22 protein-coding genes are annotated in these 25,919 nt (G+C 38.5%); 6 read left to right on the top strand and 16 right to left on the bottom strand.

The features are described 5' to 3' along the window. Positions 1-127 precede the first annotated feature (127 nt). Entirely contained in the window at positions 128-838 is a 711-nt protein-coding gene (locus tag H7992_RS10930) for a VOC family protein (protein WP_187047551.1), read from the bottom strand. A 130-nt stretch (positions 839-968) separates the two neighbouring features. Next, positions 969-2,144: a M20 metallopeptidase family protein gene (locus tag H7992_RS10925; RefSeq protein ID WP_338652582.1), complete on the bottom strand. Its 1,176-nt coding sequence runs from the start codon at positions 2,142-2,144 to the stop codon at positions 969-971. A gap of 299 nt (positions 2,145-2,443) precedes the next feature. Here H7992_RS10925 and H7992_RS10920 point away from each other — a divergent pair, with 299 nt between their 5' ends. Genes H7992_RS10920 through H7992_RS10900 form a run of 5 tightly spaced genes read left to right on the top strand, consistent with a single transcriptional unit; the run spans position 2,444 to position 7,356 of the window. After that, positions 2,444-3,805: a sigma 54-interacting transcriptional regulator gene (locus H7992_RS10920; RefSeq protein WP_187047549.1), complete on the top strand. Its 1,362-nt coding sequence runs from the start codon at positions 2,444-2,446 to the stop codon at positions 3,803-3,805. 53 nt (positions 3,806-3,858) lie between these two features. Beyond that, positions 3,859-5,148 carry an aspartate aminotransferase family protein gene (locus H7992_RS10915; RefSeq protein WP_067213920.1) on the top strand — a complete coding sequence of 430 codons (1,290 nt, stop codon included), beginning with the start codon at positions 3,859-3,861 and terminating at the stop codon, positions 5,146-5,148. 17 nt (positions 5,149-5,165) lie between these two features. Next, entirely contained in the window at positions 5,166-5,951 is a 786-nt protein-coding gene (locus H7992_RS10910) for a transporter substrate-binding domain-containing protein (protein WP_187047548.1), read from the top strand. Between the two features lie 30 nt (positions 5,952-5,981). Further along, positions 5,982-6,641 carry an amino acid ABC transporter permease gene (locus tag H7992_RS10905; protein ID WP_187047547.1) on the top strand — a complete coding sequence of 220 codons (660 nt, stop codon included), beginning with the start codon at positions 5,982-5,984 and terminating at the stop codon, positions 6,639-6,641. Beyond that, a complete protein-coding gene (locus tag H7992_RS10900) occupies positions 6,634-7,356 on the top strand; it encodes an amino acid ABC transporter ATP-binding protein (RefSeq protein ID WP_067208515.1) in 723 nt (240 codons plus the stop codon). The genes H7992_RS10905 and H7992_RS10900 overlap by 8 nt, the downstream gene beginning before the upstream one ends. 197 nt (positions 7,357-7,553) lie before the next feature. Here the strand turns inward: H7992_RS10900 and H7992_RS10895 are convergent, their stop codons facing one another. The 12 genes from H7992_RS10895 to H7992_RS10840 all read right to left on the bottom strand — a co-directional run bounded on the left by H7992_RS10895 (position 7,554) and on the right by H7992_RS10840 (position 22,289). Next, entirely contained in the window at positions 7,554-8,927 is a 1,374-nt protein-coding gene (locus tag H7992_RS10895) for an MATE family efflux transporter (RefSeq protein ID WP_187047546.1), read from the bottom strand. Positions 8,928-9,345: 418 nt separating this feature from the next. Beyond that, positions 9,346-10,296, bottom strand: coding sequence for a GNAT family N-acetyltransferase (locus H7992_RS10890; protein WP_187047545.1), 951 nt, complete (start codon positions 10,294-10,296; stop codon positions 9,346-9,348). A gap of 25 nt (positions 10,297-10,321) precedes the next feature. Beyond that, the gene (locus tag H7992_RS10885) at positions 10,322-11,917 is read right to left on the bottom strand and encodes an FAD-dependent oxidoreductase (protein ID WP_187047544.1); all 1,596 of its coding nucleotides are present in this window, start codon (positions 11,915-11,917) and stop codon (positions 10,322-10,324) included. Between the two features lie 30 nt (positions 11,918-11,947). After that, positions 11,948-13,648, bottom strand: a complete 1,701-nt coding sequence (locus H7992_RS10880) for an alpha-glucuronidase family glycosyl hydrolase (RefSeq protein WP_187047543.1) — start codon at positions 13,646-13,648, stop codon at positions 11,948-11,950. A 224-nt stretch (positions 13,649-13,872) separates the two neighbouring features. Then, positions 13,873-14,847 (bottom strand): Gfo/Idh/MocA family protein, encoded by a 975-nt coding sequence (locus H7992_RS10875; protein ID WP_187047542.1) that lies wholly within the window; start codon positions 14,845-14,847, stop codon positions 13,873-13,875. Further along, entirely contained in the window at positions 14,844-15,563 is a 720-nt protein-coding gene (locus H7992_RS10870) for a hypothetical protein (RefSeq protein WP_187047541.1), read from the bottom strand. The genes H7992_RS10875 and H7992_RS10870 overlap by 4 nt, the downstream gene beginning before the upstream one ends. Positions 15,564-15,579: 16 nt before the next feature. Next, on the bottom strand, positions 15,580-16,422 hold the full coding sequence (locus tag H7992_RS10865; protein ID WP_187047540.1) for a sugar phosphate isomerase/epimerase family protein: 843 nt from the start codon (positions 16,420-16,422) through the stop codon (positions 15,580-15,582). Positions 16,423-16,450: 28 nt separating this feature from the next. Then, complete coding sequence (locus H7992_RS10860; protein WP_187047539.1) at positions 16,451-18,010, bottom strand: FAD-dependent oxidoreductase; 1,560 nt, start codon at positions 18,008-18,010, stop codon at positions 16,451-16,453. Further along, on the bottom strand, positions 18,011-19,063 hold the full coding sequence (locus tag H7992_RS10855; protein ID WP_187047538.1) for a Gfo/Idh/MocA family protein: 1,053 nt from the start codon (positions 19,061-19,063) through the stop codon (positions 18,011-18,013). It abuts the gene before it with no gap. 142 nt (positions 19,064-19,205) lie between these two features. Next, entirely contained in the window at positions 19,206-20,204 is a 999-nt protein-coding gene (locus H7992_RS10850; protein WP_187047537.1) for a zinc-dependent alcohol dehydrogenase, read from the bottom strand. Positions 20,205-20,216: 12 nt separating this feature from the next. After that, the gene (locus tag H7992_RS10845; protein ID WP_187047536.1) at positions 20,217-21,272 is read right to left on the bottom strand and encodes a dihydrodipicolinate synthase family protein; all 1,056 of its coding nucleotides are present in this window, start codon (positions 21,270-21,272) and stop codon (positions 20,217-20,219) included. Continuing rightward, on the bottom strand, positions 21,273-22,289 hold the full coding sequence (locus H7992_RS10840) for an NAD-dependent epimerase/dehydratase family protein (protein WP_187047535.1): 1,017 nt from the start codon (positions 22,287-22,289) through the stop codon (positions 21,273-21,275). Between the two features lie 263 nt (positions 22,290-22,552). Between H7992_RS10840 and H7992_RS10835 the strand changes: the two genes are divergently transcribed. Next, positions 22,553-23,908, top strand: coding sequence for a GGDEF domain-containing protein (locus H7992_RS10835; RefSeq protein WP_187047534.1), 1,356 nt, complete (start codon positions 22,553-22,555; stop codon positions 23,906-23,908). A gap of 103 nt (positions 23,909-24,011) precedes the next feature. On the opposite strand, the gene H7992_RS10830 is transcribed toward H7992_RS10835, so the two are convergent. Continuing rightward, positions 24,012-24,905, bottom strand: a complete 894-nt coding sequence (locus H7992_RS10830; protein ID WP_255428646.1) for a Gfo/Idh/MocA family oxidoreductase — start codon at positions 24,903-24,905, stop codon at positions 24,012-24,014. Between the two features lie 188 nt (positions 24,906-25,093). Then, entirely contained in the window at positions 25,094-25,900 is an 807-nt protein-coding gene (locus tag H7992_RS10825; RefSeq protein WP_067208479.1) for a carbohydrate ABC transporter permease, read from the bottom strand. Between the last annotated feature and the right edge of the window lie 19 nt (positions 25,901-25,919).

Raw genomic sequence — 25,919 nt, 5'->3', positions numbered from 1 at the left:
TTTAAATCACACCTGTTGATTAACCAAATGTAACCAGTTAATAACATGATTGGCAGCTTATTTAATTACGATGTGGGCGTAGACAGTTCCAAAGTTCCAAAACGTATATATGATTAAAAAGAATTCTTTATTTCAACTCTATAGACGATTTTTCATGCTTAATCGGAAATGTTTGTACTTCATTATCAGGCTTGATTACTATTTTATTATTATCCGTTAATGTTATCTCAAGAGGATAGATGGCAGCTTTTTTATCAGAAAATAACCACTTCCTTCCTGGTTGAGTTAATAAAATGAATACCCCATTCTTTCTTTCACCCATAAAATTAAGCATGTTTGTACTTATTGCATTATTGTCACGTTCAGTCACACCAATAACGGAAAGTTTTTCGCCCACACTTATAGCATCATCTACAGTCAAACTGATTTCACTAATATTTAAAATGCTTTTAATCGAAAATGCTTCCTTGCTATCTTTGGATTCTGACTGTCTCGAAATGAACTCTACTATATTACCGGCTGGGTCATAGAAGTACAACGCATGAGCTGGTAAATGAACAAATTCAACTTCATCTTCCCCCTCTTCAACTAGTAGACTTACTCTTTCTTTCGTCCATACTTTTGCTTCATTAAATTTGTTAGCTGGTATGTTAAATGCAAAGTGGTAATAGGGATTGCCTTCTACTACTTTTGAGGAAAACTCTAATTCGCTTGTACCAATAGTGATTCGGAAGCTATTCTTATCTTCATTCAGTAAAGAAAAACCTAGTATATTAATATAGAAATTTTTCATTTGCACTAAATCTTTTGTAAACAAAACAACCGTTTTGATTTCCATTGCTATACAATCCCTTTTTTAAGTTTTTTGTGTTCTCTATTCCGCAACCAACTTGTTGAATGAACTGCATAACCAGCATGGAATTGCGGATTACCTCAAATGGGTCTTGCATCCAACTGATACGCCCTCACTATTTTTGATAATCAAGCAAAATCCCTGCAAATGTCTTAGTAATCATTTCCAATGCCGGCTCATGAAAATCAAATTTTTCATGGTGATGTGGGAACACCTTTTTAGTATCCTCCATTTTTGCACCGACAAAAAAATAAGCACCTGGAACTTGTTGCAGGTAATAGGAAAAGTCCTCGACTGGCATAATCGGTTGTGTTTCAATTACAGCATCACTACCAAATGTATCCGAAGCTGCTTTTCGAACGATGTCCACCTGCTCGGCATGATTCCAAAGTGCATCGTACCCTCTTTCAATTTGCACATCCACCTCACAACCAAGTCCGCGACCCACAGAACGTGCAAGATCCGTCAGACGTTCGCCGGCCAACGTACGCAACTCTTCATCAAAAACACGAATCGTCCCTTCCATCACTGCTTTTTCTGGAATGACATTATCTGCATCCCCAGCATGAAACTTCCCAATTGAAATAACAAGCTCTTTCATTGGATCTGTATTCCGGCTCACAATGGATTGAAGTGCAACCATGATGTGACTGGCTGCTAAAATTGGATCTGCTCCTTTTTGTGGTTCTGCCCCATGTGCTCCAGAACCATTTACAATAATCTTGACGGTATCTTCACCAGCTTGTAAATAACCGTCACGTACATAAACATGACCTGAATCCATAGTAGACTGAAGATGGGCACCGTAAATCGCATCCACTCCATCTAAACAACCATCCGCAATCATGGCTCTCGCCCCACCTGGCGGCAATTCCTCCCCGAACTGGTGAATGAGGATAATGGTTCCTTGCAATTGATCTTTCACTGCATTTACCGCTTTTGCAAAGCCTAATAATGCTGCAGTATGACCATCGTGTCCACAGGCATGCATAACGCCCGGTACGGTTGACTGGTACGGGATATCCTTTGCATCCTGGATTGGCAATGCATCGAAATCAGCTCGGAAAGCAATCGTTTTCCCCGACTTTCCTCCGCGTATTATTCCTACCACACCTCTCCCCCCAACTCCCCGGCGCACTTCGATTCCTAAGTCATCCAAGTAGTTGGCGATGAAGGCTGGTGTTTCAATTTCCTGATGTGATAATTCTGGGTGCATATGTAAATGACGACGCACCTGAATCATTTCTTCAATAGATTCCTCTATACTATTGATTAGTATTTCTTTTAACATCATCTAATCCCCTTTCCTTCAATTCATTTCTGAATAATAAACGAGTCACTTGACCTGTATCTAATCATAGATAAGCGAAAAAAGGAACTTCTCAGTACTTATATCTCCTATTTGTATAATTATACTTGTAAATGCATTTGAATGCATGTTATAATTTTCGACATCGCCAATACAAGTATCTAGTACATTCACCAATGAGTTAAAATATATTGCTAATCTTCCAATAATAACGTATATTTTATTTACAAACAAATAATTATTCATTATTGAATACTGTTACCTCTAGGAAAGGTGGTCGTATGACAGGATTTTTCTTACATCCAAATTCAAAAGAAGAAATTATTGATTCGTATGATGAAGATATCATTGTTACTAATCACGCAGGTATTATCGTAAAAGCTTCACAAATTAGTGGACGCTACTACGGGATACGTGCTGAGGATCTCCTCGGAAAATCCGTATATGATTTAGAAAAAAGGGGTATTTTCTCTCCTGCTATTACTCCACTCGTCCTTCTACAAAAAAAGAAGGTAGTTGTCATACAAGCTACCCCTTCTGGACGAAAAGCACTTATTACAGGCGTGCCATTCTTTAATGAGTCAGGCGAAGTTGAATTTGTCCTTAGTTATTCCTATGAAGTAGCCGAACTTCTCGTCATTCAGGAATATATGAAAGAACTTGAAAATGAAATGTCCCTGGCAAAAGAGGAACTCTCGCTACTCCGAAAAGAGAATCTTACAATCGATGGATTGACGATGGAAAACAGGACGACACGAATTGCTTATGAAACCGCTAGGAATGCGGCCGCACTCGATGTTTCTGTCATCTTTTATGGAGAACAAGGAACTGGAAAAACAACAATGGCAAAGTTCATTCATAACGAAAGTAAGCGAAAAAATGGACCTTTCATTGAAATTGACTGCGAAACAATGCCGGAAGCGATGTTTGAACGTGAACTGTTCGGTGGAGAGTTCGAGCAAAGGGTAACGGGTCTGTTGACGTTAGCCCATGAAGGAACCCTCTATTTAAAGGGAATCGATAAACTTTCGGTTCATCTTCAAGGAAAAGTTGCCAATGTACTGAAAGAACGTAGATTTACCCCTATAAATGCAACTACATTTTCTCCACTTGATGTGAGGCTAATTAGCTCAGCTGAAAATGCATTGACAGAATCAATTGCTGTTAAAAAGTTCCATCAAGATTTGTATTACATGCTCCACATTGTTCCAATTCATTTAAAACCGCTTCGTGAACGTAAAGAAGATTTGAGTGCTTTGATTTCCATCTATTTAAGTCAGTTTTCAATTGCACACACTACTACAAAGAAGCTCTCAGATGATGTCTTTAACCAGTTACTACTTCTTGATTGGCATGGAAACCATGGCGAACTCAAAAATGTTATCGAACGGTTGGTTGTCCAAAGTACTTCCCCTATTATCACGGCAAAAGACTTGCCTCCAGAATACCGTAAAAAAACAGACGATGACTTGTCTATTATTCATCTTGAAGGACGAACACTACCAAGTATTTTAGATGATGTTGAAATGAAAGTGTTAAGGGATGCGCAGGAGCGCTATCGTACAACGACTGAAATCGCTAAGTTCCTTGGAATAAGCCAACCTTCTGTCGTTCGCAAACTGAAAAAATATACCGATATTTAGTAGGAGGATTTACTGTGCAGCAAAAATTAGGAGAACAACAAGACTGGCTTCATATGGTCGACAACATTGGAAACTTTCTCGCACCAAGTATGGCAAAAGATCACCCGAACTTACCTGTTGTAAAAGCAGAAGGATGTTATTATTACGGCGCTGATGGTAAGAGGTACCTAGATTTCACTTCTGGCATTGCTGTCGAGAACGTAGGACATCGGCACCCTAAAGTCGTACAGGCGATCAAAGATAGTGCAGATCACCTTATTCATGGTCCATCAGGTGTTATCATCTATGAATCCATCTTAAAACTTGCAGCCGAACTGCAAACGATTTTACCACCAAAACTCGATAACTTCTTTTTCGCGAACAGTGGCACTGAAGCAATTGAAGGTGCGTTAAAACTTGCAAAATATACGTCAAGAAGACCTTATATCGTTTCTTTCACTGGCTGTTTCCATGGACGTTCAATGGGCGCATTAAGTGTGACAACATCGAAAAGTAAATACCGGAAACATTTGCAGCCCACATGGCTTTCCTATCAGTTGCCATATGCACTGCCTGAATACCTTCCTGAAGGAGCAGATCCTGACGTCTTCTTCCCTGAAAAACTTGAGCAAGATGCGAAAAAACTATTCAACCACCAAGTAGATCCGGAAGAAGTCGCTTGTATGATTATCGAACCGATTCTCGGCGAAGGTGGATACATCATTCCACCAAAAGCTTGGCTGAAAAAAGTTCGGGAAATTTGTGACCGCCATGGCATTCTACTTATTTTCGATGAAGTTCAAACTGGATTCGGCCGCACAGGCAATTGGTTCGCTGCACAGACATTCGATGTCAAACCGGATATCATGGCGATCGCTAAAGGGATTGCAGCAGGGCTTCCGCTTAGCGCTACTGTTGCCTCGAAAGAACTAATGGACCAATGGCCGCTCGGCACACATGGAACGACCTTTGGCGGCAATCCTATCGCTTGTTCCGCTGCTCTCGCATCTCTTGAAGTGTTGAAAGAAGAAAAGCTATTGGAAAACGCAACAGCAATGGGCGCCTATGCAGTGGAACGCTTACTTGAAATGAAACTACAACATCCAACCATAAATGACGTTAGAGGTGTTGGTTTGATGATTGGTATCGAGCTTGGCAATCCAGAAACGGGTGAACCTGACGGCGAAGCAGTAATGGCTGTCCTGGATGGTTGTCTCCACAAAGGTGTACTGTTCTACTTGTGCGGCAACTCTGGTGAAGTTATTCGAATGATTCCCCCGCTTACAATAACAAAAGAGCAGATCGATGACGGATTGACTGTATTGGATGAAGCTTTAACGGAATTTGAAAATAAAACAAATTAGAAATGGAGTGATTTATTATGAAAAAGTGGTCAGGGATTGCACTTCTACTCGTTATAATGATGAGCGTACTTGTGGCATGTGGAACCAAAGATGAAGCAGGTGGTGAGAAAACAGGTGCATCAGATACGAAGATACTTAAAATGGGAACTTCAGCAGATTATCCCCCATTCGAATATGTCGACACAGCAGTAAGTGATGAAATCATCGGTTTTGATATTGATTTGGCAAAAATGGTTGCCAAAGAACTAGGTTATGAATTAGAAATTGAAGACATGGATTTCAATGGTTTAATTCCCGCGCTCCAAGCAAAAAGCATTGATATGGTCGTTGCAGGTATGGATGGCAACAATGAAGAACGTAAAAAAGTAATTGATTTCTCAACTGCTTATTTTACAGCTACAAATCTAGTTATTACGATGAAGGACAGCAACATCAATAGCGCGGAAGATCTAAAAGGCAAAAAAATTGGTGCTCAAACGGCATCTGTTCAAGAAAAAGGTGCGAAATCACTTGAAGAACAATATGGTTACTCTGTTGAAAGCCGTGACCGCGTACCGGATCTTTTCCAAGAAATCAAATCTGGTCATCTTGATGCAATCGTCATTGCAGATGTAGTGGCAAATGGCTATATCGAGTCAAATAAGGAACTGTCTAGCTTTGAACTTCCAGAGGAGCACAAATTAGGTTTATCAATGGCTTTCCAAAAAGACAGCGATTTAACTGCTGAATTTGACCGTGTCCTCAAGGAATTACAGGATAAAGGTGAAGTAGAGAAATTAGTTTTGAAATGGTTCAGTAACTAATTCATTCGGGAAAGAAAGGGATGTTAGCCCATGAATTTAGACTTTTCCCAAATTGCCCCCTCAATTCCTTATATTCTACAAGGAATTGGGGTCACTCTGAAAATTGTCGGCGTTGCAGCAATTATAGGTTTTGTAATCGGAATTCTTTTAGCGTTATGTAAAATTGGGAGATTTAAAGGACTAAAATGGTTTGCGGACATCTATACGTCCATTTTCCGTGGAACCCCATTGATTCTCCAACTTCTTTTAATCTATTATGGTACCCCACAGTTATTCGATATTAAAGTCACTGCATATACTGCAGCTGTCTTGGCATTCGGTTTTAATTCGGGCGCATACATTTCTGAAATTATTAGAGCCGGTATTTTAGCTGTAGATAAAGGGCAACTGGAAGCTTCAATGGCCCTCGGCATCCCTTATAAGAAAATGATGATGGATATTGTTTTACCGCAAGCTTTGAAAAACATCTTACCTGCTTTGATGAATGAATTTATTACCTTAACGAAGGAATCTGCGATTGTCACCGTCATTGGTGTAACAGATATTATGAGAAGATCGTATATCGTAGGCGGCAATACTTATCGTTATTTTGAATCGCTAATCTTCGCGGGTGTTATCTATTATCTGATGGTAATTGTTTTAACACTGATTGGTAAAGCGGTTGAAAGGAGGATGAGACGAAGTGATTAAAATTCAGGATCTTCGTAAAAACTTCGGAAAAGTTGAAGTGTTAAAAGGGATTTCAACCACCATTCAAAAAGGGGAAATCATTGCAATTATTGGTCCTTCAGGTTCTGGAAAATCGACATTTCTTCGTTGCATTAATTTACTTGAAACACCTACAAGCGGACATATATGGGTGAATGAAGCTGAAGTAACAAATCCCAAGGTCAATATTATGAAGGTGAGAGAGCAAGTTGGAATGGTATTTCAACAATTTAACCTCTTCCCCCATAAGACTGTTCTTGAAAACATTATCTATGCACCGATGATGGTCAAAGGAACTTCTAAGGATGTAGCAGAAGAACAGGGGCGAGAATTATTAAAAAAGGTAGGACTCGCTGAAAAAGAGAACGAACATCCAGTTCGATTATCGGGCGGACAAAAACAACGTGTAGCCATTGCAAGAGCTTTGGCAATGTCACCCGAAATGATGTTGTTCGATGAGCCAACTTCTGCCCTTGACCCTGAAATGGTGAAGGAAGTACTGGAAGTTATTAAATCGTTAGCACTTACCGGTATGACGATGGCGATTGTAACCCATGAAATGGGATTTGCGCGAGAAGTCGCAGATCGCGTGTTATTTTTGGACGATGGGCAATTAGTTGAAGACGCCCCCCCTGCCGCATTCTTTTCTGCACCAAAAAGTCAACGTGCACAAGACTTTTTAGAGAAGATATTATGATTGTATTAAACTAAAAAACCCAGTAACTCTGTCGATTAATTTCGCCTGAGTTGCTGGGGCTTTAGTTATTTACCTCGTTAAAATTGCATATCCACTTTACACCGAGTCAAATAAATGCCACTTAGATAGTAAAACTCTAAGTGACACGCTTTATATATTATTCAACTGTTCCAAGTTCTATGTTTGACTATCTGTATTCACTGACGACTCTTTTTCGGCGATACAAGAGCGTATCTTTCCCATTTCCTACTCTTCCATCGGTAATACATAATAATAGCACGCGTCCATTCATCTACAGTAATCGCTAGCCATACTCCAACGAGTCCAAGGTTTAATTCGAACACTAGAAAATAGCCTAATGGCAAACTCATCGCTACCATTGAAAAAGAACCAATGATAACCGGATATTTTGCATCTCCAGCTGCACGCAATGAGGAGATAATAACAATGTTCAACGTACGCCCGGTTTCTAGTAAAATACTAAGAAGTAAAACGGATGCCCCTATTTCAATGATTTCAGTGTTATCAGTAAACAACCTCATCAATGGATAGCGGAATATGATAACGAGTGTCACCATACATAACGTAAACAGAAATGCCCATTTGACACTTGTCCAAACACTCGTATATGCCTCGTCTTGCTCGTTTCCGCCAACAAACCTTCCAACAATAATCGCCGTTCCCATACCAATCGCAATCGCGAATAAATACGTAAACATTGATATGTTCACAGCATATTGTCTTGCTGCTAATGATTCCGCTCCTAAGTAAGTTACATAGTATAAGAAGACAATTTGACACCCTTGATACATCACCTGTTCGAATGCGGATGGAATGCCTATCTGTAATATTTTACGAATATATTCTTTTGACAATGTAATATAATAGCGGAACTCTACACGGTATTCCATTACTCGATAAAGTATCCAAAAGAAAACAATCAATGCAAGCAAGCGACTGACAACAGAAGAAATTGCTGCACCCTGTACCCCTAACTCTGGAAAACCAAAATTCCCGAAAATTAGTGCATAGTTGCCGACTACGTGAACAATGTTCATACCTAATGAAACAAACATCGTTTGTTTTGTAAAGCCATGTACACGAATAATCGCTGATAACGAATTAATAATAGCTTGTAAGAAAATCGCTCCGCCCACAATGATTAAATATTTTGAAGCATGCTCCAGTACATCGCCTTGTAAATTCATAGCAATCATCATGTTTTTTGAAAATATAACGAAAATAACACTCATAAGAAGACCGACAATTAAATTTAATGTAACCGCTAATGCTGAAATTTTGGATGCTTCAAGATACCTTTTCGAGCCGAGATATTGTGATACAACAATTGCCGCCCCGTTCCCAACAACTTCTAGGATGAGAATGGCAATATGAACATACTGATTTGCCGCCCCTACACCTGACACAGCATCATCTGACAATGCACTCAACATGAATGTATCCGCGATACCCATCAACATAAAAAGAAAGACTTCTAAAAAAATTGGCCATGTTAAATGAAATAAATTCAGTTTTTTGTCTGGTCTTTTTGCAGTTTCGGCTGATGCCATTACTACACTTCCCTTCTTTATCCAATTACATTCAAAGTATCTTACCATAAACCTTGAATGTAAACTATAAAGAATGTATGTTAATCGCTTTCATTTTTTCTGCAACAAAGCTATGTATAAACTGCGGAAATTTCACCGCAATTAAAAAAGTCTTCAATCAGTGGGGATTCTTCATCCTCCACTGATTGTTAGCATAACCATACGGGCTATTACGATTAGTTGACTCTCCACTTATTCTTCTCGTGTTTGAAGTGGGAATCTTACTGCCCGTTAATGCGGGATAAAACTTATTTAGGCCACCCCATCGATGTCTGGCCCTATTCAAGAAATGTTTCATAAGCCAATTGGATCACCTGTTCAAACAATTTGGTTCCGTGTTGGCGGACCCCCATTACTCACTACACCTTCTTTAAAATCTTCACTTCAAATCCTTTAAATAAACGCCATATATTTTCCATGGATTAAAGTCTAGTTTTTTATAAAAGTCCACTAAAATTGTCCAATCAATAATGATAGTTTCAGTGTTTCGTTCTTGTAAATAAGCTATTGCTGCTTGAACAATCGCTAATCCGTACCCTTGCTTTTGTTCATTCGCATCAATCCCTAATGGACCAATCCCACCGACCTCTTGTTCAAAAAGGGGACTCCAATAAATATTTTGTGCAATGAATGGCGAGTGGCTATCATTTATTCTACAAAAACCTATGATTTGACCTTTCTTTTTGACGACAACAAATTCTCGTCCATCCCCATTCATTTCAAAGTACTTCATCGTTTCATAGACCCATCTTCCGGGAAAACATCTTTCTAGAAATAAAATTAGATCAACTTCTTCCTCCTTTTTAAGGATTGTAAATACAACTGAATTATCAACAGGTAAGTCATATTTTTTATCCAGGTGATTAATCAAGTCATATGTGTCTACTCTTTTAGTGTAGCCATGTTTTTTCGCCAACTTTTGAGCATTCTTATATTGATCCGGTATACCCGAGAAATAGTGAAAGGGGTCACCACCCAATTGCATTTCCTCAACACCATTTCCTTTTAATTGTGCTTCTGCACGTTTAAGAAGCTTTGTTCCAAGCCCTTTCCCCCGGTGTGCACTGTCTATTAATAACACTTGGATCCACCCCCTTTTAGGATCCATTTTCACGTCTATTGTTTCTTGCCATCGTTTAGCAACTACAAATCCAATCACATGGTCTTGATCATCTACTGCGATATAAGAACCTTCATAGCTAACGTTCACGTCATTGAAACTATTCTGTATAAACAGCTCTTTACGCATCGGAAAATCTACGGCTAATTCTTTATTCCATAACTCTACTAGCTCTTCTAATCTATCGCGTTTCCAAGCAATGATTTTCATCTAGACCCCTCCACTACTGTAATGGTTATTCCTTTCCGAACGTTTCTTCCATTCGTTTAATCGGATCATCCATCATCTCCTCTCCCCATTCGACAACTTGATCCGCCTTTAGAAGTTCCTGTTTCAATTCTTCATAATCTACATTTTGGACAGCTATTTCATGTTTATAGGCAAGAGCTGCCGCCGTTCCTGCTGTCTGCCCAAGAATCATAAATATCGGCTCCATTCGAATCGAACCATAAGCAATATGTGAACTTGATAAGCAAACGGGAACAAGTAAATTCGTACATTCCTCAAACTTTGGACGAATGGAACGATACGAAATCGCATAAGGAGCAATTGGTACTTGAACATCTCCCTCATTCACACACCTGCCATCAATCACGACACGTCGGCAGTTATGAGAATCCATATGGAATGATGCCAAACCGATCGGATCATCAACAAATGTCTGCTTTAGACAATTATGATCTGTCATGACATAATCAGAAATCATTCTTCTTCCTTCACGGATATACAACTGATGTGGCCAGTTTCCCGTTTTTTCAAATTCATCTTTCGGTAATCCCCAGGCAGCTACTTCCTCACGGATTTCTACTGGTACACGTAAATCATTAGCTAAAAAGTACAACATCCCCAAATCATAATTCAAATGATCTTGAAAAATCTCCTCACGTCTATGATAACTACCTTCAGGCCAGTCATAATTCATCCCAAGATTGTCCGTCGAAATGGCGCCATAATTATTTAAATCGGATTTTCCGTTTGGCAACATCGTGTGAAGGTTCATCGCATCCCAAACACCCGCTTGAATATAACGAAGTAGAAGCTGATATCGATCTGATTCATAATGTGATGGCTTTGGAAATGGAATACGATTCTTTCGTTCCTTCGTCAAGCAAATCCGGAAATTATACGCTTGAATTCGATGATCTCCTTGCCCTTGATAACCTAACTGTTTGGGATCATCTTCTGTAATTCCCGGCAACAAACCACTCTCTGCCTCCCCCTCCACAACATAAGGATCAATCCACTTTTCAAATTTATGATGCGGTGCTCCAAATTGGACGCCATTATAAATCTCTTGATACGTTGCATTTGATTCTCGTCCAACAAAATAACTAACATCTGATTTAGCTAATAAATCACCTTCATAACTACAATCCATAAAGACTTTCCCTTTATAGCGAGACCCATTTTCCATTATAATTTCAATGATTGCCCCATTCTCTTTACTTACCTCTGCTAGATGTTGGTTTAAATAAACCGGGATATCATAATCTTTCATCCATTTATCAAATACATACTGAGCCGCCTTCGGTTCGAATTTCCATTGTTTCTCTTTTCGGTAGTACTTCGCTATTTCATTATAAAATTCTCTTGAAAGACCACCAACAGCATTTTCAGCGCCAAGATCTGTAGCTCCTAATCCGCTCGCAGTCATCCCACCAATATTTCTGCTAAACTCAATGATTGCTACAGTGAGACCCATTCTTGTCGCTTGAATAGCTGCCGTTATTCCCGCTGGTGTTCCTCCGTATATAATCAGGTTTTTTTCAATTAACGTTGGCTTGTTGACTTTTTTTGTTGGTACATAATAATGCAGATTACTAAAATCCATAAGTAAAACCTCCGTAGATTCTGTTAGGCTTTATTGTTCTTCTTTTAATGCCCATGCAGTTGAATAAATCTCGGTTCCTTTTTTTAAATAATAGAAGTAGATCGACATCATTTCTTTTGTTGTAAATGATTTAAAATTATCCTTTGTCTGAATGACAAGTAATGATTCAGTCTCCGTCATATCCAGCTTCGCCAAATGCTCATATACATCGCGTAAATAGGAAGGTATCTTTAATTGACTCATCGGCTCACGGACTTTTTCTGGATCCACTACTCGAGCAGGAAAAAGTGGTGCATTCCACTTCGTATGCTGTGATAAAAGTTTTTCTAATTCGAGCAGCATCTCATGAAATGCTGCTTTATCCTCATTAAAAACAGTGAAATATTCTTCTGCAATCACTTCATATTTTTCACCCCAGGCAATCCTTGTGTATACGTAATTATTAAAATGGTGAATCCATTTCCAGGGGTAGTTAACTTCTAGCTCTGGATAGTGTTGTTTTTGATGCGTTGGTACAATTAAATTTAATACACCGTTTATAGTCAATTGTTTATAATCATGTAAATCTTGCTGTATTCTCATAAGAAGTGGCGGGAATAGCTCCGTTAACATAAAATGATCACTATAGTACTCAAGAACTGTTAACGATTTCCCGCATTTTTTCGTTTGCTCATTCCAGTCTTGCAATGTTTGATAGGCTCTAACTTGCCTAGAATCACTTGAATTTATGGCTGATGAATAATCCCTTCCCCAATAGGCATATAACGCATCGACTTGATTAGATGCTTCTGTTTGTTTTTCCCTTTCCAGCATGTTCCAAGACAACCCAGCATTGTACACAATATATTCTACTTCTACGTGTAATCCTTCTTTATCAAGCGCTTCTTTCATTTTTTCAGTAAATCGAATATATGTCGGTAAAAATCCACTCGCGTTTTTCTCGTCAATTCCGATATCTTCAGGCCACAACGATATTCTAGTAATCACTTTGTTTTCCAAACAGATAGCGACTATTTTTTGAATGACTTTATCCTGAAGATATGTATTTTCAGCAAAGAACTTTAGTTTCTCTTCTTGCTTGAGCATATTCTCGTTCGTATCCTTTTGTATCTCTCTAAGCAAGTAACTTAAACTATGACCGCCTAACGTCACTTGAACATCTCTTTTACGTAACGCAGAAGTTACGTATGATTTAACCTCATTCCATAAGAAGAACGTGAAGAAATATTCATTTTGTCCGTTTTTAACTCCCCAATCTATGAGGGTATTGATATAGCCGGGATCATTAATGGTTTCAATAATATTTCCACGTCTAGCAAACATCGGTTCATGGATATATAGTTCTTCTTTCTTTGGTGAATGAGGGTTAACGATTGTTTCTTTGTCCAAATCAATCCACTGGTAACCAAACTGCTTTTTACAATACATATAAACACCATAGAGAATAGAACGGGGCTCATTCCCAATAATCCACATATCATGCTCTGATCTAATCAATGCAAAACCATCATCATTTAGTATGATTGTTTTTCTCATATCCTTCAAAGAATGATATTCGTTTGTTGTTAGCAGGATAACTCTATTCATGTTTTTATTAAGTGCAGTGAATTCCGCCTGGGCATCGATTGTACTTTCATGTCCTGCTTCTCTCATTAACCTTCTTAACTCTTCAACAGCGAACAAAACCGTTTCGTGATTATTCCAGTAAATAATTTTGTCTATGATTAACAACACCTTTCTTAAATATAGAAGTTGAAATAAAGATTCCCTTCAAATCCGCTACGGCGCTAGGGGATGTCTCCCGCACTCCCCCTTGTAAAGCGCCTTCACTCAGTTGATATAGTTATTCATTTGTTCAATATATAATGGAAGGTTTTACCCCTTTTCCATCAAACAACAAAAGGACACTACAGCTTCCTATCATAATTGACGAAAACTAGTGCCCTTATTAGTGTCTATAACCTAATCGCCTTTTTAAATTTACTTGATTCATAGGCCGCCAATGAAACCTCTAATGATTTCAGTCCGTCATAACCTGTGATAGAAGGTTCTCTTCCTTCTTTTACACAGTTGATAAAATCATTTATTAATCCAAAGTCCATATCGTTTCCATAAAAAACATGTTGCAATGATTTTTCTCCACTGCTGAACATCCTAATATGTTCTTTTAATGCATCTACTTTCACTGTTTGCTTTGTCCCAATCACTTCAATCGTTACATCCCCCCATGTTGGGTAATCTGTAAAACGGGACCAACTTGCATCATGAGAAGCAATCACGCCGTTTTCAAATTCTAGTGTGAGAAGACCAGCATCATCAATAGCAATATCATGAAAATAGGAATCAATAATTGCATTGACCTCCATTACTTCTACATTTAAATACCAGCGCATGATATCGACCATATGTACGGTATGATCTAATACAGCACCACCACCAGATTGTCCTTCATCAATAAACCAGTCACCAGGATTCTGCCCCCGATTGGTTGTCCGGAAAGCTATAATATCACCAAGTTCTCCGTTATCAATCATTTCTTTTACTTGTTGAATCGGTGAGCTAAAGCGTACAGGGTAAGCAATTTGCAAAATAACAGCATGATCTTTACATACCTGAATCATTTCCTTAGCATCTCTAAGATTCGTTGCAATTGGTTTTTCACAGAGGATATGTTTCTTTGCTTTCGCGGCATTTACAACCATTTCTTTGTGACGATTGTTTTCACTGCAAATAATGACTGCATCCATTTCCAATGCTAAAAATTCTGCTTGGTCACTGTAGTGGTCCGTATTATATGTTTTAGCGACTTCTTGGCCCCTTTCAATATCTTCATCAAAGATGCCCACTAACTCAACGTTCGGTAATCTCTTTACGCCATCCGCATAACTGTATGCATGCATATGTGCAAAACTCATCATGCCAACCTTCATGAATGAGCACCTCCATTGAATAGGTTACTAAAATAATTCAATCGATTAACGAGCACCTGATCTACTTTCTGAGCTGTTGCTAAAATGGCATCGACCGAATAGGCTAATGGTAGAGACGCCTTACTTCCTTGCTGAATCGGTCTCATCTGATCACTATCAAATTCTAAGATCGTTTTAATTCCGCTCCATTCAAGCTCTATTCGCTCCTGATTAGTCACTGTATATTCAATATGCGCCATTGTTCCTCCACCAAAATCCATCAAAATAATCGTATGTACTGGAATCACAGTTTGATCCGTTTGTTTTACTTGAATACGTTGAGGCTCCCCAAGTAATGACGATAATACATATAAATCGCCCGTGAGTAATGAATTGTTTTCATATTGCTTCACCATGCGTCTAAAACGAAAAACGCCTTTAGGTTTTTCTTCTTTATCGATCATCCCTTTTACTTTTTGATAAAATGGATAGTTTTCTAAATCAAAATACACATGCCATCCTAGACTTTGATGGTCAACTGTTAATTCAGTGAATGGAATATAAACTTCATTTCCGGCATCCGCTATAATTCCCATATACTCTTCAGAAACAGGTAACACATATGTAGTATCTTCATTATTAGTATTATTTAATTGTTCAACAGACTCTATTAGAATTACATTTTCAACTGTATTACGAAAGTCGAGTTTCTCTAAGCTAGCAAATACAATTTTCATGATTACTTTCAACTCCCTATCTCAATAGGTTTCTTAAACGATTAACCGCTTCTTCATTAGCCATTTTCGCGTCGTCATGTCCTTCATATTCAATAGATAACCAACCATCATAATTCGAATTTTTTAATCCATTTACAATATAAGCGAGATCCACTTTTCCATCACCTGGAATAACCCCAATTAGTTCCACCCCTTCTGTTGAACGAAAGCCACGGAGTGACTCATTTTCTACTTTTTCACGAAAATCTTTAAAATGAACATGAACAATTTCATCTTTCAACCGCTCAAATGCTTCTTTCGGCTTTTCATGGACAAGCAAAAAATTCCCGGTATCAAACGTCGATTTTACAAAAGGACTATTCACCGCTTTTATAATCTCGCTTACTTGCTTACTCTTACCGGCTAATAAGCCGTGATTTTCAATAGCTAAATAGATTCCCTCTTTTTCAGCTATTTCTGCACATTTCTTCAAACCTTCTATAATCCAGGCCGATCCATTTTCATATGTTAAGTCACCTTGGATATCGCCACAAAATACGCGAACAATTGTCGTTCCAAGTTTTTTCGCAACTTGAATACCGTGTAAAACCTTTGCCACTTCTTCAGCACGTTCTTCAACTGATTCTTTCACAAAATTATTCGTGATATCATATGCAGACACTTGTAAATTATAGCTTTTCAATGCGGTAAGTACTTCTCCGATTTCTTCGTCTTTTTCGTCCTTATTCGTCCAATAAATATCGAGCAATTCCACCCCTTCCGTTGAAATACTGCTGGCATAGTCAATGAAATCGACAATCGACCAGTTTTCCTTTCGGATAGTGGATGCCAAGCTATACATACTTACACTAATATTCATGCGATCCCTCCACGTCGATTGACTTTCACTAACGATAAAATTCTGCTGGCCACTCTAATTCAAATCCATCTGCTCTTAGCTGATCTTGAAACTCTGTTAACAACAGTTTATTTTCACGAACTGTTTTGGGATCTGTGTTGTTCTTCATACAAAATGCAACTAATGCACCGCATGCCTCCCCTATATTCCACTCTGTTGGATGAAGGCGATAGCAACCGTTTGTTATATGTGTTGTTCCAATATTTTTACTACCTGCTAACAGGTTATCTGTATCTTTCGGAATCAGCGCACCTAAAGGGATATGGAAGGGTAACGCTTTTATATCTAGATAGGTTCTCCCGGTCATACTTGGATGTAAATCGATGCTATATGAGCCAATCCCTATACGATCAACATATAACTTTCCTGTCTTCCCTTCATTAAAATCAGGTGAAACATCCTGCTCTACGATTGTGTATTCCGCTTTGATCCGTCTCGATTCCCTAATATAGGCTGCTTTTGCTAAGCCATCTTCAGTTGCGAATAGATCTTTACGAAGTTTCAACCCTGGATATCCTTTACTGCCATCAGGCCGCGGCGCTTCGGTTTGTAACCAATACAAAAGGGACAAGCTTAACTGTTTTGCTTGATAGATATGTTTCTCTTTTTCTACATCGGGCACATCGTAAATGTTACCTAAGAAATAATCACTTTGTGGCCAATTCATTAAGCTGACATCACCAGCATCGACTGGCGTATTAAACTGTTGCTTATCAAAGCTACGTCGGTATTCCCAAAGAGGGAAGCCTGTTTCTTCACGAAAAAGCGTATATTCTCTTTTCTCTTTCGTAATCGGATGTGGCGCAAAAAAGCTTAAATAGTTATCGGGCCATATAGCTGGATGGAATTCTTTCCAAAACTCGTACATCTCCGGCTTCGGTATCGTATGATTTTCTCCTAGCCGGTATTCCATACCAAGTACATATGTGAATGCTTGAATATCGTCAGAATCGGCTACTTTCATTGCATGCGGTTCATGTGTATCTGCTTTCGCTTCCGCACCTGTTACGTAATCGACAGCTGCTAACGGCAATAGATCCCCAGCTTCTGTAGCATCGATGAAATAGGGTGCAGTAACCACTTCTTCTTTTCCAGTTACAGTATTTTTATAGGTTACGCTAGTTAATGTTCTGCCATTTCTTTCAACCGAGGTAGCTACCGTGTTCAATACAATCGTAAGCTGGCTAGTTAAGACATATGGCAGGAGCATTTCATTCAATACATGTAGACTGACTCTCGGATCATGGCAAATGCTACTGACCAAACCATTCCCCGGATTAAATAGTGTTTTAGTAACTTTTACATCCATTGTTCGTAAATAAGTGTCTCGAACTTTTTTACGATAGTCTTGGTATCTCTTCGTTGAACCAAATTCTTCAATCCATTGATGCTCATCAGGTGGCACCCCTTGCGAAGTGACTTGACCACCGACCCATTCGGCTTCTTCAGTTAACAACACTTGTAAACCATTGGCGCATGCCGATAACGCCGCTGCACAACCACCTAGTCCACCACCTATGATGACAACATCTTTATCCACCGTTTTCATTTATAAGTAAACTTCTTTGCCCATTTTTGCTGACTCATAGACGGCATTCAACATTCTCATGATTTGCACACCATCAGCAACAGGTGCAATAGTTTCTTTTCCTTCTTTACAACAGTCAACGAAATGATTGATTTCGTTTTTAAAAGCTTTTTCAAAATCGAAGCTCAAATTATCAACTTGTGGTGTAACATTTAAAATCGTGTTGCTTTTCTCCGTTACCATCACTAATTTCGGTTCAATTTCTGCTCCACCTTTTTCACCAAACAATTTAACGTATAACTCATCCTCTTTGGCATGAAGTGTAAAGCTAACATCTACAAACAAAGAGGCTCCATTGTCAAACCGAATGAGTGCATTTGCTAAATCTTCCACATCATTTAATGCAGGGTCGTAATCAGCTGCTTGGTAGAACGATAGATTTTGTATATGGCTACGATTGCCTAACTTTGAATATGTATTACCACTAACTGAGACAGGTCGTGGTTTCCCCATCAGATACCAACAGATGTCAATCATATGGACACCTAAATCAATAAGCGGCCCACCACCAGATTTCGACTGATCGCTAAACCAGCCACCAGGATTACCCAGCCTTCTTAAACAGGAAGACTTGGCGTAATAAATTTCACCAAGTTCATCTTGGTCGATAAATTGCTTGAGTAGCTTTGTATTGTCTCCATGACGTCTGACAAACCCAACTTGTAGTACTTTACCGGACTTCTTAACCGCCGCTTCGACAGCTAATGCTTGTGCAACAGTCATAGATAATGGCTTCTCAACCAAAACATGCTTACCTGCTTCCAATGCCGCAATTGCAATCACTGCATGTGTGTTATTCCACGTACAAATACTAACCGCATCAATTTCCGGATTTTGCAATAACTCTTCATAGTTACTATATAGTTCAGTGACACTATAGCGCTCACCAACTTTGGCTAGACGCTGTTCATTGCTATCACATAACGCCACTAACTCTACTCCATCGTTTTTCATATATGGAATAATATGAAACTCGGAAATAGAACCTCCTCCAATTACACCAACTTTCAACATAGACATAACTCCCTTCTATATAATAGGAATAGTACGCGATGAAATAGTAAAATTATTCAAAATACTAATTATATAAACTGAATAAAGGCGCCTTACAAGGGATAGCCGAAGCGGATTTGATGGGAATCTTTACTTCGACTTATTAATAGTTAATAATCTTCGTCAATGTCGTTGACTTTTTATTGAACAACTCATCATAAGCAGCTGGTGCATCCTGAAAATCAACTTCATCCGTTAAAAATGATTGGACATTAATCCGCTTGTCATTTACTAAACGTAAGTACTCTGCCACATTTCTTCCCTCTGTCCAGCGAACGTAACCGTATGGATAATCGATTGCCTGTTTCTCATAAACTTGGTCATATCGTCCTGGCCCACCAGCGCGTGAAATAAGTATTTGCGCTTCCTTCGCAAACAGTAAATTTCTAGGAAAGTCCGGTTCAATGTCACCGACAATTACGACTTTTCCTTGATGTCGAATCCACTCTAAACTTTGATTTGTCAGCGATGAACCTTTACCACCTGCACATAATAGAACCGCATCTGCCCCATATTTTTTCGTACATTTCTCGATTTCGCTTTCCATCTCTGGGATAGTAGAAAAAGAACGAATACTCGTTTCTTCATGAAGCATTGCGGCTCTTTCTGCTTGAATATCGAAAGCAATCACATTATATGCAGCAGCATTGGCTATTTTAGCGATCATTTGACCAAGCAGTCCTAGGCCAATAATAACAATTGTTTCCCCGAATTCTAGTTTTGCAATCCTTAGTGCATGTATTGCAATCGCACCAATTCCTGCTAAAGCTGCTTCCTTTGCCTCCACGCCAGACGGAACCTTTGCACATAATGTCGTTGGAACTAATAGACAGTCAGAATGCCCTACATATGGAGCACCATAACAGGCAACAATATCCCCTTTTTGATAATCTTCCACACCTTCACCACACTCCATAACAACACCAACCGCACTATAGCCTAATGTGATATCTCTATCCTCACTAATTCCAATCAAGCTTAGTTCAGTCCCAGGTGAAATGACCGAGTGCAGTGTTTTAATTAATAGATAGGAAGGTTTAATCGCCGGTTTCATACACTTAACAATATGAACATTTTGATTTCTTGTGACAATTGATTTCATTTCATCCGCTCCTTACTCTTTAAACCATTTGTCTAAGTTTTCTTTCACAAAAGCATCATCATGTAAATGCGGATAATCGACATACACACGATCTATTTCCTCCGATTGATTTGGGCTTAATTTTTCTTTATCAAGTAAGCACCAACGACCTTTCAACAGCCCTTGTCTTGCCAACACTTCATTAATACCTGCAATGCTCCCTTTAAATTGATTATTCGGGTCAAAAAAAGCAGCGTTTGCATCGGTTATTTCTTGCCCTAAGGTTAATAATTCGCTTGGAATGTCCTCTTTAGATCGAATGTTTTTTATCTTATTAAACATATCTACTGTTGTTTTCGTCCAGACTGACCAATGCCCAAGTAGCCCCCCGACAATCTGTTTCTCTATCTTTTTACCGTCTACATCAATACGGTAGGTCGTTAACAAGTCATTAACGATATTGTCATCATTTCCAGTGTAAATAGCTATTTCTTCATTTCTTTTGGAATGGCAAACCGCTCGAATCACATCGTGAGATTGATATCGATTAAAAGGTGCGATCTTTATGCCATGAACATTCGGTATATCAGCAAGCTTCCTCCAAAAATCATAGGAAAGAATCCGGCCCCCTACCGCCGGCTGCAAGTAAAATCCAATAACCGGGATAATCCCAGCAATTTTTTCAGTCCGATCAAGTAGCTCTTCCTCAGAAGCGTTGTGTAAACCTCCCATACTTAGCAATCCAAGGTCATAGCCAATCGCTTTTATAAATTCCGCCTCATTAATCGCCTGTTCTATGGGACCACTAATTCCGCCAATTTTTATGAATGAATCGGGAACTAGTGCCTTCCTCATCTCTTCAATCGCAAGGGTTAATACTTTTTCAAATAAACTAAACTGCGGATCACGAATTTCAAACTGAGTTGTATGGACACCAACTGCTACCCCACCCACACCTGCATCAATATAATAGCGAGTAAGTGCGCGCTGACCGGCTTCATCTAGTTGCCGTTCTTCTGTTAGGGCTAATGGATGCGCCGGAATAACAGTTCCCTCAAGTAATTGTTTTTTCACAGCAGGATTCAACATTTAAAATGCTCCTTTTCGTTCTTGAAAATGGGTTGGTTTATTATATGTTTCTCCATTATTCACTAACCACTCTGCCGTCATATCAATCATTTGTTGAAGTGTTACTTTTGGATAGCCAAATAACCGATGCGCTTTGGAAGCATTATTTAACAATGCTGTCGGCTGTTCTTCATTGTCATATATAGGTTTCTTATCAAATCGCGTTCCAAATTCTTCAGCCAACCAACGGACTGAAATGGTCTCCGGTCCAGTCACATTCACTATTTTCGGTGGAGTATCACAATGTAGCAAGGACCGTACTGCGTATTCGTTTGCATCTCCTTGCCAAATTACGTTTACACTCCCCATTGTTAAATCAATAGTTTTACCTTCTAAAACTTGTTGAGCGATTTCTACTAACACTCCATACCTCATATCAATTGCATAATTTAGTCGAAATAGAAGCAGTGGCGTTTCATTTTTACGAGAAAAGTTTGTTAGGATACGCTCTCTCCCTAAACAAGATTGTGCATACTCACCAATCGGACTAACAGCTGTCTCTTCAGAACAATTACCACTCACCACACTCGTCAGTGGATAAATATTACCAGATGAAAATGCAACGATACGGGAATTTTTAAACTTATTTGCAATCCTACCCGGTAAATAAGCATTCATTGCCCATGTGAAATGTTCATTGCCAGCAGTTCCAAATTTATTCCCTGCCATTAAAATAATATTTTTTACATCCGGGAGTGATTGTAGTTGCTCATCATTTAGTAAATCAACAGCGATTGTTTCAATTCCAAAGTCCTCTAACTCTTCTTTTAAACTGCCATTTGAAAACCGAGAAACGCCAATCACCTTCTTATCCAAACCCGCTTCATCAATCGCCCGTTTCGTCATCTTCGCTAATGTTGGTCCCATTTTTCCACCAATACCTAAAATTAAGATATCACCATCTACTAATCTAAGATCATTGATTAGTTCTGTTGATGGTTTCGTCATAAGATCTTCAAGCTCTGCAATTGTCTTCATTTCAACACTCCCTATTTTCATTTAATAAAAACTAGTTATCTGATACCTCTAAATTGCTATTCAATAGTATTGTATGTAGACTTTCATTAAAAGACAAGTCTTATTTGAGTCCTTTTATGTCGAATTTCTTTTATCATGCATTAGCGCTGTTATTTCTCATTTTTGACAGAATTACTAGAAGAAAGTATTATAAACAAAACATTAGGTTAAGAGACACTATCCCGTTATTTCACTTTTCTACAACGATAAGGAGGGAACTATTTATGCATAGAAAGAATAATGTACAAGATAATTCAGATATTAATATCGGTATCATCGGGCCAAAAGCACTTGTCGATCAAACACGGGAAACACTGAAAACGTTTCCAAACTTTAAACCTGTTTTTCGAATCATCGAACCTACTAGTCTTATCACAGAAATAACTAGGGAATTAATGAACGATGTCGAAGTATTAATGTTTACTGAATATCACTCATATAACATCGTCAAACAAGTTGTCGATTTTATAATCCCTGTGCATCATATGCCCTTAATGGGCACTGGACTTTACAGGTCATTATTTATCATTAAAAGTAGGTACAGTTTAAAATGCCTGTCCATTGATACAGTTGAAGAAAAGTATGTTGAACAAATTTTATCAGAACTTGAAGAAGTTAATTATGAACTTCTTATCTATAAAAACCCTTTACAAAGTACAATCATTGAGGAAATAGTACAATTCCATATTGGCAATTATCAGGACTATAATGCAATTGCACTTACAGGGATTCAGGACGTAGCGATTCAATTATCTGCTCGCCATATTCCCCATGAATGGGTAACACCTACTCAACAGGACATGATCGTTTCTTTGGAACGAGCCCTCTTAGCAACGAATACACGCAGAAATAAAGAATCGCAAATTGTTTTCGGTTTAATTAATATAGACAATTTCAAAGGCGTAACGGAAAAGTATTCTTCTGAGCATGATGTTCAATTATTAAAATTAACTATCCAACAAATGCTACTTGATTATATTAAACTGCTTGATGGGCATCTAATCAATTTAGGTGGAGAAGAATATTCATTCATTACCACCCGCGGTATTTTCGAACGTGAAACAAGGGGCTATAAATTCATTCCCTTACTCCAAGATATTAAAAATGAACTTGGCATTACGATAAGTCTTGGTGTCGGCTTTGGCCGTACCGCTGCCGAAGCAGGCAATCACGCACGATTAGCGCTCCGTCAATCAAAAGATTTAGGTGGAAACGTTTGCTATATTGTTCGTGAAGATCGCAGTGTCTTGGGGCCTGTCGATATAACAAGCCATAAACAATATGAAAGATATAATTTAGCCATTACAGACCCACATTTGTTAGATAAAGCTGAAAAGGCCGGGATGTCAGCTTCCTATATGACAAAATTAATGGCACGCGTTTCTAGGCATAAAAAAATTGATTATACTGCCCAAGAATTAGCTTCGACATTAAATGTAACCATTAGGAGCGCCAACCGAATTCTATTAAAATGGATGGATGCTGAACTGGTTGATATTGTTGGCGAAGAAAAATTATCGCACAAAGGAAGGCCCCGTCGTATTTATCGACTAAGCTTTATTGAGGAAGAGCAAAGATAACAAACAACTTTATAAGTCGATGGGAAAATCACTGTATTTTTCATCGGCTTTCATTTGACTACTAAAACCTCAGCTCTGAAAGATATAGTATTTTCACTGTTTGTTAAATAATTATTGTTTTTCTATAATGACTACTTTCGTTAGCCGCCTCAACGAAACGGATAACCTCTTTTGTTTCACTTAAAGGAACCCTCGAAATTCCATCGTGAAAAAAATCCATAATTTGCTCCAATAAACTAGCGTAATAAGGTTTTTGGTATAAATTAATATCGACATATTCAGTACCATTCCCAAAGTGAATCAATGCGCCAAACTGAGCGTTTCCTTTTCGATTACCTCTAACCGTTCCTATACGCCCATCCTTCCAAACACCTGTAATAACGTCATGTTCTTTGTCTGTTATGGTCGTTACCGACTTTGCGCCTTGACCTAGAATAGTAAACAGCATCTCTATCATATGAATCCCATACCAAAAAAAGCCTTGTTGTTTATCCAGTAGTTCCATGGGTCCAAAACAATCAGCACCTATAACTCTTCCTCTATCCGAAATTCTAAGAACGTTTGTTAAATTTTCTGCATAACGTAGCGCAGATGTACTCATAATGGGTGTCTGATTGCCCTCAGCTAATTGAATCATTGCGATAGCAACTTTTGAACTTAGACTAAAAGGTTTATCGATAAAAACAGGTTTTTTAAACGCAACAAGCTTTTGTAATTGCTCATGATGCACTGTCCCATCGACTGATTCCAACAAAATCGCATCACTTTCATGCGCAACTTCCTCAATAGAATCCACGATTTCAACATCAAAGCTATCCCTGAGTTCTCTAGTAAAGCCGTCAATCCGGGACATGCTAAGCTCGAAATTAGGTGATCCTCCTGGAAAAGCAATCACTACTTTTCCACCTTGCACATGGTATCTTTCACTCGGATCATTTAATAACTTGGTAAATGCCAACACATGCGATGTATCTAGCCCAATAATGCCGATTTTCAAAGTACAAACGGTATCCTCCACTCCTTTCTAATCATTTTCACCTATATAAGTTGAACAAATGAATACCTTATATACACTGAGCGAAGACGCTTTACAAGAGGCAGCTAAATCTCTAAGACTAGCGGCGAAACTGCTTGGCTTATGACAGAAGGCATCCTCTAGAGCCGAAGCTTATTCAGTGGGACAGTTTATTTCAATCCTGACATTTGAATTCCTTCCGTAAAGTAACGCTGGAAGAATAGGAATATGAGGAAAGTCGGTATAAAAGAAACTGTCGAACCAGCCATTTCAATACCAAAGTTCCCTTCTTTCCCAAGCATTGAAGCTAAACCAAGCGTCACTGGGAACATTTTCTCTTGTGTTAAGTAAATCAGTGGTTGGAATAAATCATTCCAGTTTGAAATAAATGAAAATGTTCCCACTGTAGCTACAACAGGTATCGAAAGTGGCAAAATGACTTTGAAAAATATTTGTATATCATTCGCCCCGTCAATATATGCAGCTTCTTCCAAATCATTCGGTATATTTTGTAGAAATTGTCTAACTAAAAATACACCCATAATTCCCCATAACTCTGGAACAATCAATGCCCAATAAGTATTTATCCAACCGAAATCAGAGAACATAATGAATTTAGGTATAATTAATAGTTGCTGCGGAATCATGATAACTGCCATGAAAACCCAAAATACGATTTCTCGTCCTGGGAATTTCTTCTTCGCAAAAATATAGCCTAAAACCGCACAAAATATCATTTGACTCGCTACTGGAATGACGGTAATAATAACAGAGTTGAAAATCCATCTGATAAATATTCCGTCTCTCATTATATATAAATAGTTTTTCATTGTAGGATGGTCCGGTATCCAGAATAATGGATCTAATTGTGCATATTGAACATCCTTAAAAGATCCTAAAATCATAATAAGAAACGGCAATAGAAAACAAAATCCCAAAACAATTAACGCTATATACGAGATCATTTTTTTAAGCATTTTTTCAATCTCCTTTCTG

This window comes from Sporosarcina sp. resist, from assembly GCF_014302295.1.
Taxonomy (GTDB): domain Bacteria; phylum Bacillota; class Bacilli; order Bacillales_A; family Planococcaceae; genus Sporosarcina; species Sporosarcina psychrophila.
This window is presented reverse-complemented; position numbering and strand designations above follow the sequence as displayed.

Excerpts from the sequence above, each read along its gene's own strand:
- H7992_RS10870 (WP_187047541.1), bottom strand. The coding sequence starts at position 15,563 with ATGAAAATTGTATTTGCTAGCTTAGAGAAACTCGACTTTCGTAATACA.
- H7992_RS10925 (WP_338652582.1), bottom strand. The coding sequence starts at position 2,144 with ATGTTAAAAGAAATACTAATCAATAGTATAGAGGAATCTATTGAAGAA.
- H7992_RS10895 (WP_187047546.1), bottom strand. The coding sequence starts at position 8,927 with ATGGCATCAGCCGAAACTGCAAAAAGACCAGACAAAAAACTGAATTTA.
- H7992_RS10885 (WP_187047544.1), bottom strand. The coding sequence starts at position 11,917 with ATGGATTTTAGTAATCTGCATTATTATGTACCAACAAAAAAAGTCAAC.
- H7992_RS10875 (WP_187047542.1), bottom strand. The coding sequence starts at position 14,847 with ATGAAGGTTGGCATGATGAGTTTTGCACATATGCATGCATACAGTTAT.
- H7992_RS10855 (WP_187047538.1), bottom strand. The coding sequence starts at position 19,063 with ATGTTGAAAGTTGGTGTAATTGGAGGAGGTTCTATTTCCGAGTTTCAT.
- H7992_RS10890 (WP_187047545.1), bottom strand. The coding sequence starts at position 10,296 with ATGAAAATCATTGCTTGGAAACGCGATAGATTAGAAGAGCTAGTAGAG.
- H7992_RS10860 (WP_187047539.1), bottom strand. The coding sequence starts at position 18,010 with ATGAAAACGGTGGATAAAGATGTTGTCATCATAGGTGGTGGACTAGGT.
- H7992_RS10845 (WP_187047536.1), bottom strand. The coding sequence starts at position 21,272 with ATGTTGAATCCTGCTGTGAAAAAACAATTACTTGAGGGAACTGTTATT.
- H7992_RS10850 (WP_187047537.1), bottom strand. The coding sequence starts at position 20,204 with ATGAAATCAATTGTCACAAGAAATCAAAATGTTCATATTGTTAAGTGT.
- H7992_RS10930 (WP_187047551.1), bottom strand. The coding sequence starts at position 838 with ATGGAAATCAAAACGGTTGTTTTGTTTACAAAAGATTTAGTGCAAATG.
- H7992_RS10835 (WP_187047534.1), top strand. The coding sequence starts at position 22,553 with ATGCATAGAAAGAATAATGTACAAGATAATTCAGATATTAATATCGGT.
- H7992_RS10905 (WP_187047547.1), top strand. The coding sequence starts at position 5,982 with ATGAATTTAGACTTTTCCCAAATTGCCCCCTCAATTCCTTATATTCTA.
- H7992_RS10825 (WP_067208479.1), bottom strand. The coding sequence starts at position 25,900 with ATGCTTAAAAAAATGATCTCGTATATAGCGTTAATTGTTTTGGGATTT.
- H7992_RS10910 (WP_187047548.1), top strand. The coding sequence starts at position 5,166 with ATGAAAAAGTGGTCAGGGATTGCACTTCTACTCGTTATAATGATGAGC.
- H7992_RS10865 (WP_187047540.1), bottom strand. The coding sequence starts at position 16,422 with ATGAATATTAGTGTAAGTATGTATAGCTTGGCATCCACTATCCGAAAG.
- H7992_RS10840 (WP_187047535.1), bottom strand. The coding sequence starts at position 22,289 with ATGAAGACAATTGCAGAGCTTGAAGATCTTATGACGAAACCATCAACA.
- H7992_RS10920 (WP_187047549.1), top strand. The coding sequence starts at position 2,444 with ATGACAGGATTTTTCTTACATCCAAATTCAAAAGAAGAAATTATTGAT.
- H7992_RS10915 (WP_067213920.1), top strand. The coding sequence starts at position 3,859 with ATGGTCGACAACATTGGAAACTTTCTCGCACCAAGTATGGCAAAAGAT.